Source organism: Stenotrophomonas sp. AB1(2024) (genome assembly GCF_037482345.1).
In the GTDB taxonomy this organism is placed as follows: Bacteria; Pseudomonadota; Gammaproteobacteria; order Xanthomonadales; family Xanthomonadaceae; genus Stenotrophomonas.
This window is the reverse complement of the sequence record NZ_JBBHKO020000001.1, coordinates 2,104,192-2,116,717: the sequence shown is the minus strand read 5'-3', so window position 1 is coordinate 2,116,717 and position 12,526 is coordinate 2,104,192. Positions and strand designations below refer to the sequence as shown.

The window sequence follows — 12,526 nt, the reverse complement described above, 5'->3', positions numbered from 1 at the left end:
GTCAGCGCAGCGCTTCCAGGCTCAGCCGCTGGGCCACCCAGCGCTCGGAGAAGCCATCGCCCCGCCAGTTCTCCAGGAATCCGCAGTGCCCGCCCCACGGGGCGATTTCCAGCTGGGCGTGGGCCGGCAGGCGCCAGCCATTGAACGTGGCATAGGGAATGACCGGGTCGTCCTGGGCCATCAGGATGTCGGCCGGCACTTCCAGCCCGGCCAGGCGGTCGCCGGCAATCGAGTACCCGTCGAAGTAGGCCTGCAGGGTGCCGAATTCGGTGTGGTGCTCCACCAGCCAGGCGGTCAGCGCGCGGATGTCCAGCTTCAGCACCTGGTCGTCCCAGTCGCTCAGCTCCGGGAACAGGTCGCGCTTGCGGCGCAGCGAGCCGGCCCACTTGCGGCGGAAGTACCAGTCGTACATCGCCGGCCCGTTTTCGATGCTCTCCATGGTGATGGCCGGGTCCAGCACCGGGCAGACCGAGGCCACCCGGCGCAGCGGCACGCCGGCCGACGGCGCGCGCAGCGCCAGGCGCAGCACGAAGTTGCCGCCCAGCGAATAGCCGGCGGCCACCAGCGGCAGTTGCGGCCAGCGCCGGGCGATGTCGCCGGCGGCCTGCACTACTTCGTCGATGCGGTTGGAGTGGAAAATGCCGGGATTGAGGTGGTGGGTGTTGCCGTGGTCGCGGAAGTTCAGCCGCACCACTTCGTAACCGGCCTCGAGCATGCGCGCGGCGGTCATGCGCATGTAGCTGGATTCGGAACTGCCTTCCCAACCATGCAGCAACAGCGCCATGCCGACCGGTTCACGGCCCTCGATACGGCTGTGCCAGCCCTGCAGGCGCACGCCGTCGCCGCCGTCCAGGATCAGCTCTTCAGTCACCGCACCGGTAGCGGCCAGCAGCGCCAGGCCACGCTGCATGCGCATGCGGCTGGAGCTGAGCATCGACTGCAGGTGTGGGTTGCGCAGCCAACGCGGCGGACAATAGTCGGCAGCGGTCAACATGGGCGCGAGCCTGCTCCGGGCACCTGCGCGGGCGCGTGAAGGGGCGCCATCGCGCTACTCGGCGGACATGGCCGCCACGATGCGCGCACGCGAGGTTTCCGCGATGCGGCGACGGCCTTCCAGGTCATGGGTGCCAATGGGCGCGAGGAAATGTACCTCGGCCCGCCGGGCCGGTTCTCCCAGCAGGCGCAGGAAATTGGCGAAGAAGCTCTCGCGGGCGCCGAACGCCACCACGGTCTGCGCATTGCCGCGCACGCCATACCGCAGCGCGACCGGCTGCACCGGCACCTGGGTTTCCACCGCGGCCTGGAAGATGCGTGCGTGGAACGGGCCCACTTCATGGCCACCGCGGGTGCGCCCTTCCGGAAACACGCCCACCGCTTTGCCTTCCCGCAGGCGCTCGACCATGACCTGCATCACCCCACCGAGCGATTCGGTGCTGCCGCGCTGGTGGAAGATGGTCTGCCCGCGTGCGGCCAGCCAGCCCACCACCGGCCAGCCAGCGATTTCGCGCTTGGCCACAAACCCCATCATGCGCTGGCTGTGCAGCATGGAGATGTCCACCCAGCTGACATGGTTGGCCACGAACAGCACCGCGCCCGGCAGCGGGGTGCCGATGCGGTGCAGGCGGAAGCCGAAGATCCACATCAGGCCACCCGACCAGGCATTCACCAGCAGGTGCTCAAGCGTACGACCACCCACGCGCAGGTTTCCCCACGGCGGCAGCATGCCGATCAGGAGCAGCGGAAGGAAAAGCAGCAGGTGGACCAGCAGCAGGGGAACGCGGTACAGGTAACGGCACACACGCGCCACGCCGCCACGCGAGGCCGAAGGGGGGGAAGTCATCCGCGAACGATACCCGAGCGCTGCGGGGTCTGCCAGCTGATCCGGGACAAATGCATGTCAGCGGCCGGCCATCCACCACAGGCGGTCAAGCCCGCGCTCAACCCGGGCGGACCGCCGGAACCACGGCCAGGGTCAGCCGCGAGGTGCAGACCAGCTTGCCCGCTTCGTCTTCGATGCGGATGTCCCACACGTGGGTGCTGCGGCCTACATGCACCGCCCGCGCGGTGCCGGTGACCGTGCCAGCGCGCTGGGCGCGGATGTGGTTGGCGTTGATCTCCAGGCCCACGCAGACCTGTTCGCGGGTATCCACGCACAGGTTGCCGGCGCTGCTGCCCAGGGTTTCGGCCAGAACCACCGAGGCCCCGCCATGCAGGATGCCGTAGGGCTGGCGGGTGCGGGCGTCGACCGGCATGGTCGCCTGGATCCAGTCGCCACCGGCGGCGGTAAAGACAATGCCGAGGTGTTCGATCAACGTATTGCGACCGAGCGCATTGAGCGCCTCAACCGAGACCGGCTCGCGGAATACCTGGGACATGCAGCGCCTCCGTGGAACGAAAGGGAATTACAGGATGGGCACCAGGCCGGCGCCGAACGCGGTGAGCATGCGCACCAGCAGCCACTTGGGGCCGACATTGACCTCGGGGAAATCGCCCACCGCCGTATAGCAGCTGTGGAAGTCGGGGTCCTGGCGGCGCAGCGGCTCGGGGCAGCCCGGGCCCGGCTGGAATTCGTAATCGGTGGCGTAGCGCCATGGCCAGAGATCGAGCACGGGCAGCGCTTCGGAAGCCTTGCCCACGCTGTAGTTCAGGCCCGACAGCACCGGCGGCTTGGTCCGCGGCGCCACCACCCAGGAGTTCATGGGGTGGATGTCGCGCAGGATGCTCTGCGCCAGCGCTTCGGCAAACGCCGGGTCGTCGATGATCACCGCGCCTTCGGTGTTGTAGTTCTCGCTGCGCGGGTCGAAGTTGTGGGTGCCGATCACACCGATGCGGCGATCCACCACCAGCGATTTGGCGTGCAGGCCCATGCGTGCACCGCTGCGGGTCACCGGCAGCGGCTTGGTCACCGCCTGGGTGCCCAGGAACGAAGGCCGGGTTTCGGCACGCAGCACGCGGCGTTCCACCACGCTGCCATCGGTGCGGCGGCGCGCGGCCGGGCCAGGGGTGGGCTGGCGACGTTCGCTGGCCGTACCGCCGCCGGTGGCGAGGTCGGCTTCCGGATCGATGTCCGGATCGGTACCGGCATTGGCGGCAAGCCCGGTGTCGACTGCGACCTGCGCGCTGCGCCGGTTGCTGCCGCTGCTGCGCGCGTTGCTGCCTGCCGCGCTGCCGCCCAGCAGGCTGCTGCGCCCACTGTCGGTGCTGGGCGCCACGCCCAGCGGCGCCGGCACCAGGTTGCGGTAGTCTACCGGGGCGTCCAGCGGGAACGGCTTGAACTCGTAGATGTTGAAGCCCAGCTCGCGCAGGTTGCGGCGCTTGTACTTGTAGGACAGCGCGTAGACGATCGGGTTGTCGGTGGCGGCCAGGCTGTTGGTGGACACCACCACGCGCGGCGACTGCTCGCGCTTGCGCAGCGCTTCGAACAGCTTGCGCGCCGGCTTGGACAGCACCAGGTACGGGGTCTGCAGCAGCACCTCGCTCTGCGCGCCGGCGATCAGCCGATCCAGCTGCGGCTCGGTCACGTGCTGGCCGTTGGCCGGTTGGCTGGCACGTTCGCGGCGGTGCTTGCGCGGCAGGTCGGCCACGTAACGCACCGACGCCACCGGCAGCGCGGTATCCACGAACATGCGCTGGATGTAGGCCGGGTCGACCGCTTCGTCGATGACCTGCGCCACCCGCGCCGGGCGGCGGTAGTCGGCTGGCGGCATGGCCGGGGCGCCCTGCTTGAGCAGGGTGCGGCCGACGTCGTTCAGGCGCTCGGCCGGCACGCTGCGCTGGGCGCGCCAGAACGCATCGAAATTGGCCGCCATGCCACGCGCTTCGGGGCCGGCCAGCAGCACATCGCGATCGCGGAAGTTGTATTCGCTGTCCCAGTCGTAATAGTCGTCCTGGTAGTTGCGCCCGCCCACCACGCCCAGCGCATCGTCGATCACCAGCAGTTTGTTGTGCATGCGCTGGTTGAAGCGGCGGAAGCAGCACAGCACGCTGCCAACGTAATCGGCGTAGTTCAGCCGTGCCTTGCCGAAGGTGGGGTTGTACACGCGCAGCTCAAAGTTCTGGTGGCTGCTGGCCAGCGCGGCTAGGATTTCCAGGTCGGAGATCGCCGAGAGCTGGTCGATCAGCACGCGCACCTTGACCCCGCGCCGTGCGGCGGCCAGCAGTTCGTCCAGCACCAGCCGGGCGCTGTCATCCTTGTCGAAGATGTAGGTCTGCAGATCGATGCTTCGGGTGGCGCTGCGGATCAGGTTGATACGTGCCACCAGCGCGGTCTCGCCCTCGTCCAGGATGGTGGCGTAATGGCGCGGCGCGATCTCGGTGGATTCGCTGAAGGCCTGCCCACCCAGCGCGCGCAGCGGCGAATCGAGCGCGCAGCGGTCCGGCCTGTCGCACTCCACCGTATGGGAGCGCGCCTGCGCCGCAATACCGGCCGCGCGGTCGCGCTGCGCGTTGGACAGCGACGCACAGCCGCTGCCAAGCAACAGAATTGCCAGCACCAACACCCGCAACAGTGGATTCACGGTTTCGGCGCCTCGGTCAGACGCGCGCGCAATACGAAGGTCACTCGATCACTCAAGGCTAGCTGCCAGCTGTCCATTCCATACCGGCCACGCTGCACGGTACCGCGGCTGACCACGTCGCAATCATACCCGGCCCGGGGGCAGGACGCCGGTTCAACCTGCAGGGTCTCCGGATGGGACACGCCACGCAGGATCAGCAGGCCGTGGATGCCGCCGCCATGTACGGCCAGATCCGGCGCATAGGGCACCGAGTCAAACTCCACCACCGGGTAGCGCCTGGCGTCGAAGAACTCCTCGCCCCGCATCCAGCCGGTGTAACGCTCCTTGCCGGGAATCTCCACGTAGCCGGTGAACATGCGCAGGTGGACCTGGTGGCGGCCGTCGGACAGCACCTCGATGCGGCCTTCAAAGCGCGGGAACACCCCCTCGATGCGCTGGCCCAGCCGGGTGCGGATCTCGAAGCCGAGGCGCGAGCGCGCCGTATCCAGCTCCAGCACCTGCTTGGGCGCGATGTGGGCCGGGGGCAGGGCCGGCACCGGGGGTTCGGCACACGCCCCCGCCGCCGCCAGCCCAAGCAGACAGCACAGCAGGGTACGTACTGCTGTCACGGTTTACGGCCACCAGAATGCGGTCAGGCTCGCGGCGCCGGGCTCGATGGCGCTGGTCTTGTCGAACTGGAGAACTGCAATGCCGCCCGGCGGCATGCCGCGATAATCGCTGCTGCTTCCGTCGCTCATCAGTGCCACCAGCTGTTCCAGACCGGGGTTGTGGCCCACAACAAGCAGGCGTTCGACGTCCCGCCTGTCATCAATGAGGCGGGCAAGGGTCCCCGGGGTTGCGTCGTAGACGGCATCCTCCAGCTTCTGTTCGGCGTACCCGATAACCCCCACTACCGCTTCCAGGGTCTCGCGGGTTCGGCGCGCCGGTGAGCACAACACGCTGTCCGGCGTGAGGTTGTTTTCCTTCAGCCACTTGCCTGCGGCTTCGGCTTCGGCCAGCCCGACCGGCGACAGGGGTCGGTCCAGGTCTTCCTGGCCGGTGCTTGCAGGTTCGGCATGGGCGTGGCGCAGCAGGATCAGTTCTCGCATAAGGCTCTCTTCTGGCTCAGGCAATCTTCAACCACTTCAACAGTGGCTCCCAGTCACTCTGGTGCTCGCGCACCTGCGCGGAGCGGTAATCGAACAGGCTTCGGCCCAGGCCGGTCATGACCACGTAGCCCTGGGTGTCACGCAGCTTGGCGATGATCGGGTACGGCCACTCCTCCAGCATCTGCTCGGCCTGGCGGGAGGTCTGGGTCCACGGTTTGGTGCGGTTGAGCACCAGGCCGACCGGCAGCTTGCGGTTATGCACGCGCGGCACCTTGGACAGGCTGTTGAGAAAGCCGACGATGGCCTCGATGTCCAGCGCCGACGGCAGCACCGGCACCACCACCGCATCGGCCGCGTCCAGGAAGGCTTCCAGGTCCGCAGCCCGCGCCCCGGCGGGGGCGTCGATGATCAGCACCTCGGTATCGTCGGGCACCTTCTTCAGCGGGTGCTTGCCGCTGGCATCGATGGGCAGCACCGCGCTTTCCAGCCCGGCACGGCGTTCGGCCCAGCGGGTGCTGGATCCTTGGGGGTCGGCGTCGGCCAGTACGGTCCGTTTGCCGGCCAGGGCGGCCTGCGCCGCCAGGTGGGTGGCGATGGTGGATTTACCCACCCCACCCTTGGAACCGGCTACCAGGATCGTCTTCATGCCAGCCTCGCTTCCGGGGGACGTGTCCTGAGCGTACACCGCCCTCCGTGATGGAGATAGTCGCGCGGCTGAACCTCCTGCATCCGCCGACCCTTTGCTATCGTGCGCGATCCAAAGGAATGCAAGCCGGTATGAGCGAGTTACAGGACCTCAGCGCGTTGATCCGCGCCAACACCCCGCTGATCGTGATCGAGACCCAGGACGAAGGTCGTGTGGTCGAGCTGTTCCGGCAGACCCTGATGCATGTGTGGCGGGCCCTGCACCGCTGGTCGATCACCGAAGGCCTGCGCCGGATCGACATGGACCGCGAGGACGATGCGGTCGGTCCACCCGATGCCAGCTCGGCCCTGCAGATGATCCGCCAGGCCGACCAGCGCGGCGTCTACCTGCTGCTCGATTTCCATCCCTACCTGGGTTATGCCAGCCACCAGCGCGCGCTGCGCGACCTGATCCAGCGCCGCCATTGCGAGGCCCACGTACTGGTGCTGGTCGGCGCCAAGGTGGAGCTGCCGGCCGAGCTGGAAGCACTGGCAACCCGCTTCAACCCACGCCTGCCCGACCCCAACGCGCTGCTCAAGATGCTGCGCGAGGAAGTGGCGGCCTATGCGCGCGAGAACGGCGGCCGCCGGGTCGAAGTGGACAACGATGCGGTCAGGAAGATCCTGCACAATCTGCGCGGCCTGAGCCTGGTCGATGCGCGGCGGATCGCCCGCCAGCTGATCTTCGCAGACGGTGCGATCAGCCAGGACGACCTGCCGCAGCTGGCCAAGCTGAAGTTCGAGCTGCTCAATCGCGCCGGGCACCTGCATTACGAATACGACACCACCCGCTTCGCCGACGTGGCCGGAGCCAACCGGCTCAAGCGCTGGGTCAACCAGCGTCGTCCGGTATTCCTGGGCGGCCAGGGCCCGGCCGGTCTGGATCCACCCAAGGGCATGCTGCTGCTGGGCGTGCAGGGCTGCGGCAAATCAATGCTGGCCAAGGCCACCGCTGCCGGGTTCGGGGTACCGCTGCTGCGCCTGGATTTCGGCAGCCTGTACGACAAGTTCCATGGCGAAACCGAGAAGAATCTGCGCGAGGCGCTGGCCTCGGCCGAACAGCTGGCGCCGTGCGTGCTGTGGATCGACGAGATCGAAAAGGGCCTGGCCAGTGGTGGCGAAGACGGTGGCGTGTCGCGTCGCGTGCTGGGCCACCTGCTGACCTGGCTGGCCGAGCGCAAGAGCACGGTGTTCATCGTGGCCACCGCCAACCAGGTGCATGAGCTGCCGGCCGAGCTGCTGCGCAAGGGCCGGTTCGACGAGATCTTCTTCGTCGACCTGCCCGACGCCAACACCCGGGTGGAACTGCTGCGCCTGCACCTGGGCCGCCGCCAGCTCAATGCCGACGACTTCGCCCTGCCGGCACTGGCCGCGGCCAGCGATGGCTTCTCGGGCGCGGAGATCGAACAGGCCGTGGTGGCCGGGCTGTACGCGGCGCATGCCGAAGCGCGTGCACTGGACACCGAGCTGTTGATGACCGAAATCCGCGGCAGCCGCCCGCTGTCGGTGCTGATGGCCGAACAGGTGAATGGTCTGCGGGAATGGGCCAAGGGCCGGACGGTCAGCGCGGACGAGTAGAGCCGGGCTCTGCCCGGCTGCACCACCGCGTGCCGGGCAGAGCCCGGCGCTACGTTACGGCCAGGCCGGCGGCTGCGCCGCCCAGGCCTTCTGCACTTCTGCCAGGGTGGCACGTTCGCTGTCGCGCCAGTTTGGAAGCGCCTGCGGGTAACCCCCGCTGGTACTCCAGCGCTGCGGTTCGGTGCGCACGGCGGCGGCATACCACCGCACCGCCTCGTCCTTGCGCCCGAGCGTCCACAACGCCAGGGCATAGGTCGGTGGCACCCACGATGCGTTGCCCCGCAGGCCAAGCTGGGCACTGTGCCACTGCACCAGGGCAGCCTCGGCATCGCCCTGGCGGAACAGGTCCCAGCCATGGTTCCAGCGCACCATGCGCCCGGGCACGGAGGTGCCGGGTGCATTCTTTTCCGCATCGGCATACAGCTCGCGGCCGAGCTCCGGGCGGCCCTGTGCATAGGCCACGCTGGCCAACTGCACCGTGGCTTCCAGCGCCTTGCGCCCACGTTCGCGTTGTTTCATCAGCTGCTCGACCACATCGCTGCTGTCGGCCGGTACGACCACCGGCGTGACCGCCGCCACGTCGTCATCGAAGTAGAACTCCTGCAAAGCCGGCAACGATTGCGCTGCCGCCCCGAACACCACCATTCCCGCCGCCAGCACCATGCTGGCCAGCACGTTTCTTCCCACTGCCATGCAAACTCCCCCAGGTTGTCACAACAACCTCCCTCCCCGATCCTAACCGCAGCACGGCTCGGGTGCGAGTCCCGAAGGGCCAAAACAGCCCGACTGTTACAATTCCGCCCTTTCCGGCCGCCGTTCGCGGTGGCCGTGCCAGCCGTCAGCACGGGCCAGCCATGACCAGTACCGCCGAACTCACCTCGCCTTCGTCTGCCAACCTGCCTGCCGGGCCGCTGGACGACAGCTACACGCTGGACCACAAGTACACCCGTACCGACGGCCGCATCTACCTGAGCGGGGTGCAGGCACTGGTGCGCCTGCCGCTGATGCAGCGCCTGTGCGACCAGGCCGCCGGGCTGGACACCGCCGGCTTCATCAGCGGCTACCGGGGCAGCCCGCTGGGCGGCTTCGACCTGGAACTGTGGCGCGCCCGCCAGCATCTGGAGGCGGCCCGGGTGAAGTTCACCCCCGGCCTCAACGAGGACCTGGGCGCGACCATGGTCTGGGGTACCCAGCAGACCAACCTGTTCCCCGGGGCGAAGGTCCAGGGCGTGTACGGCATGTGGTACGGCAAGGGCCCGGGCGTGGACCGCTGCGGCGATGTGTTCAAGCATGCCAACGCCGCTGGCACCTCGGTGCACGGCGGCGTGCTGGCGCTGGCCGCCGACGACCACGCCTGCCGCAGCTCGACCCTGCCGCATGGCAGCGAAGATGAATTCGTCAGCGCGATGATGCCGGTGCTCAACCCGGCCGGCGTGCAGGACATCCTGGACATGGGCCTGCTCGGCTGGGCCATGAGCCGTTACACCGGGCGCTGGATCGGCTTCAAGACCATCGCCGAAACGGTGGAATCGTCCGCATCGGTGCAGGTGGACCCGTTCGCGCGCCGGATCGTGCTGCCCGAGGACTTCGAGATGCCTGCCGGTGGGCTCAACATCCGCTGGCCGGACCCGCCGCTGGACCAGGAAATGCGCCTGCACCGCTATGCAGTCAAGGCCGCCCAGGCGTTCGCGCGGGCCAACGGCATCGACCGGGTGGTGATGGATTCGCCACGCGCGCGGCTGGGCATCGTCACCACCGGCAAGAGCTACCTGGACGTGCTGCAGGCGCTGGAATACCTGGGCCTGGACGAGCGCGCCTGCGCCGACATCGGCATCCGCGTGTACAAGGTCGGCATGACCTGGCCGCTGGAGCCGGAAGGCATTGCGCGCTTCGCGCAGGGCCTGGAAGACATCGTGGTGGTGGAGGAGAAGCGTGCCTTCATCGAGCGCCAGATGAAGGAACAGTTCTACAACTGGCCTTCCAGCGCCGGCCCGCGTCCGTCGATCGTGGGCAAGTACGACGAGCAGGGCCAGTGGATCCTGCCGTCCACCAATGAACTGACCCCGGCAACGATCGCCGGCGTGATCGGCCGCCGCATCCAGCGCTTCTTTACAAATGAATCCATCGAACAGCGACTGCGTTGGATGGACGCCAAGGAAGCCGAACTGGCCCTGCCGCGCGCCAGCTTCCCGCGCGTGCCGCACTACTGCTCGGGCTGCCCGCACAACACCTCCACCCGCGTGCCGGAAGGCTCGCGCGCGCTGGGTGGCATCGGCTGCCATTACATGGTCACCTGGATGGAGCGCAGCACCGACACCTTCACCCACATGGGCGGCGAAGGCGTGACCTGGGCCGGGCAGGCCGCCTTCACCGACACCGAACACGTGTTCCAGAACCTGGGCGATGGCACCTATTTCCACAGCGGCTCGCTGGCGATCCGCCAGGCGATCGCCGCCGGGGTGAACATCACCTACAAGATCCTCTACAACGATGCGGTAGCCATGACCGGTGGCCAGCCGGTGGACGGCACCCTGAGCGTGCCGCAGATCGCCCACCAGATGCGCGCCGAAGGCGTGCAGACGATCGTGCTGGTGAGCGATGAGATCGGCAAGTGGAACAAGCGCGAACTGTTCCCCGAGGGCGTGGAATTCCACGACCGCGCCGAGCTTGATGCCGTGCAGAAACAGCTGCGCGAAGTGAAGGGCACCAGTATCCTGATCTACGAACAGACCTGCGCCACCGAAAAGCGCCGCCGCCGCAAGCGCGGCAAGCTGATCGACCCGCCCAAGCGCGTGGTGGTCAACTCGCTGGTCTGCGAAGGCTGTGGCGACTGCGGCCAGAAGAGTTTCTGCGTGTCGGTGCTGCCCAAGGAAACCGAATTCGGGCGCAAGCGCGATATCGACCAGTCCAACTGCAACAAGGACTATTCCTGCACCACCGGCTTCTGCCCCAGCTTCGTCACCGTGCACGGCGGCAAGCTGCGCAAGGGTTCGCGCAGCGAACGCAGCGCCCTGCTCGACAACCTGCCCGCGCCGACCTTCCGCACCACGCTCGAGCAGCCCTGGAACATCCTGATCACCGGCGTCGGTGGCACCGGCGTGGTCACCATCGGCGCGCTGCTGGGCATGGCCGGCCACCTGGAAGGCAAGGGCGCCAGCGTGCTCGACCAGACCGGCCTGGCCCAGAAGGGCGGTGCGGTCACCACCCATATCCGCATCGCGCGCACGCCCGAAGACATCCACGCGGTGCGCATCGCCGCCGGCGAAGCCGACCTGGTAGTGGGCTGCGACATGGTGGTGGTCAACGATTACTGGGCGCTGTCGAAGGTACGTGCCGAGCGCTCGCAGGTGGTACTCAACACCTATGAAGCGATGCCGGGCACCTTCACCACCCGCCCGGACATGCAGTTCCCCGCCGCCGACATCATTGCCGGCATCCGCGTGGCGCTGGGCGGTCGCGAGCCGCTGCTGCTCGATGCCACCCAGCTGGCCACCGCGCTGCTGGGCGATGCGATCGCCTCCAATCTGTTCATCCTCGGCTACGCCTGGCAACAGGGCCTGGTGCCGATCTCGTTCGAGGCGCTGATGCGCGCGGTCGAGCTCAATGGCGCGGCGGTGGCGATGAACCAGCAGGCGTTCGCCTGGGGCCGGCTGGCCGCCGTGGATCCGCAGGCGGTGCAACAGGCCGCCGGCCTGGTCCGCAACGGCCATACCGATGCCGAGCGCACCCCGGGCCCGCTGCACGACCTGCCGCCGGGCGAATGGGAAGGCAACGAATGGGGCGCCACCGCCGCGCCGCGCGAAACCGGCGACGAGCGCGAACTGCGCGGCCTGCCCGGGCATGGCGGTGGTGGCGAAGTGGCGTTCCTGCCGCTGGATGACGAGCGCCTGTCGCGTTCGCTCGACGAGCTGGTGGAACGCCGTGTGCGCTTCCTCACCGAGTACCAGGATGCAGCCTACGCAGCGCGCTACCGCAAGCTGGTCGAGCGCGTGCGCGCGGTGGAGTGGGACAAGGCCGGCAGTACCGCGCTGACCGAGACCGTGGCCCGTTACTACTTCAAGCTCATGGCCTACAAAGACGAGTACGAAGTGGCGCGCCTGTACACCAGCGGCGAGTTCCAGCGGCGGCTGCAACAGCAGTTCGAGGGCGACTTCGAAGTGCGCTTCCATCTTGCCCCGCCGCTGTTTGCGAAGAAGGACGAGCAGGGACGCCTGATCAAGCAGGAATACGGGCCGTGGATGCTCAAGGCATTCGGCCTGCTGGCCAAGCTCAAGTTCCTGCGTGGCGGCACCTTCGACATCTTCGGCCGCACCGAAGAGCGCCGTGGCGAGCGCCAGCTGATCGCCGATTACGAACAGACCGTGGCGCTGCTGCTGGAAGGGCTGAGCGATGACCGGGTGGCACTGGCGGTGGAAATCGCCAGCATTCCTGAACATATCCGCGGCTATGGGCATGTAAAGGAAGCGCACCTGCACAAGGCCAAGGCGCGTGAAGCGGTGCTGCTGGCCCAGTGGCGCAACCCGAAGGCGCTGCATATCGTGCGGGTGGCGTAGCCCGCTGCGGACGGCAACCCATGGGTTGCCTACAGCCACTGTTTTGACCGCAACGTCACCGAACGCCAACATCCAGAGAATGTCGCCGTTCGGTGACTCATGTGTC

10 protein-coding genes are annotated in these 12,526 nt (G+C 67.8%); 2 read left to right on the top strand and 8 right to left on the bottom strand.

All coding sequences use genetic code 11. From position 1 onward, the window contains the following. Position 1: 1 nt before the first annotated feature. The 7 genes from WIX41_RS09720 to WIX41_RS09690 form a co-directional block, all read right to left on the bottom strand. Positions 2-991 (bottom strand): YheT family hydrolase, encoded by a 990-nt coding sequence (locus WIX41_RS09720; protein WP_409187482.1) that lies wholly within the window; start codon positions 989-991, stop codon positions 2-4. 57 nt (positions 992-1,048) lie between these two features. Beyond that, complete coding sequence (locus WIX41_RS09715) at positions 1,049-1,840, bottom strand: lysophospholipid acyltransferase family protein (RefSeq protein WP_339447014.1); 792 nt, start codon at positions 1,838-1,840, stop codon at positions 1,049-1,051. 97 nt (positions 1,841-1,937) lie between these two features. Continuing rightward, complete coding sequence (locus WIX41_RS09710) at positions 1,938-2,375, bottom strand: hotdog fold thioesterase (protein WP_339447012.1); 438 nt, start codon at positions 2,373-2,375, stop codon at positions 1,938-1,940. 27 nt (positions 2,376-2,402) lie between these two features. After that, the gene (locus WIX41_RS09705; RefSeq protein ID WP_339447010.1) at positions 2,403-4,517 is read right to left on the bottom strand and encodes a phospholipase D family protein; all 2,115 of its coding nucleotides are present in this window, start codon (positions 4,515-4,517) and stop codon (positions 2,403-2,405) included. Next, a complete protein-coding gene (locus tag WIX41_RS09700; protein ID WP_409187481.1) occupies positions 4,514-5,086 on the bottom strand; it encodes a YceI family protein in 573 nt (190 codons plus the stop codon). The genes WIX41_RS09705 and WIX41_RS09700 overlap by 4 nt, the downstream gene beginning before the upstream one ends. Positions 5,087-5,128: 42 nt before the next feature. Continuing rightward, on the bottom strand, positions 5,129-5,605 hold the full coding sequence (locus tag WIX41_RS09695; RefSeq protein WP_339447006.1) for a SixA phosphatase family protein: 477 nt from the start codon (positions 5,603-5,605) through the stop codon (positions 5,129-5,131). A gap of 16 nt (positions 5,606-5,621) precedes the next feature. Further along, positions 5,622-6,251, bottom strand: a complete 630-nt coding sequence (locus tag WIX41_RS09690) for a ParA family protein (protein WP_339447004.1) — start codon at positions 6,249-6,251, stop codon at positions 5,622-5,624. 131 nt (positions 6,252-6,382) lie between these two features. Between WIX41_RS09690 and WIX41_RS09685 the strand changes: the two genes are divergently transcribed. Continuing rightward, a complete protein-coding gene (locus WIX41_RS09685) occupies positions 6,383-7,867 on the top strand; it encodes an AAA family ATPase (protein WP_339447002.1) in 1,485 nt (494 codons plus the stop codon). Positions 7,868-7,921: 54 nt separating this feature from the next. On the opposite strand, the gene WIX41_RS09680 is transcribed toward WIX41_RS09685, so the two are convergent. Further along, complete coding sequence (locus tag WIX41_RS09680; RefSeq protein ID WP_339447000.1) at positions 7,922-8,560, bottom strand: tetratricopeptide repeat protein; 639 nt, start codon at positions 8,558-8,560, stop codon at positions 7,922-7,924. 161 nt (positions 8,561-8,721) lie between these two features. Here WIX41_RS09680 and WIX41_RS09675 point away from each other — a divergent pair, with 161 nt between their 5' ends. Further along, positions 8,722-12,420, top strand: a complete 3,699-nt coding sequence (locus WIX41_RS09675) for an indolepyruvate ferredoxin oxidoreductase family protein (RefSeq protein ID WP_339446998.1) — start codon at positions 8,722-8,724, stop codon at positions 12,418-12,420. Positions 12,421-12,526 lie beyond the last annotated feature (106 nt).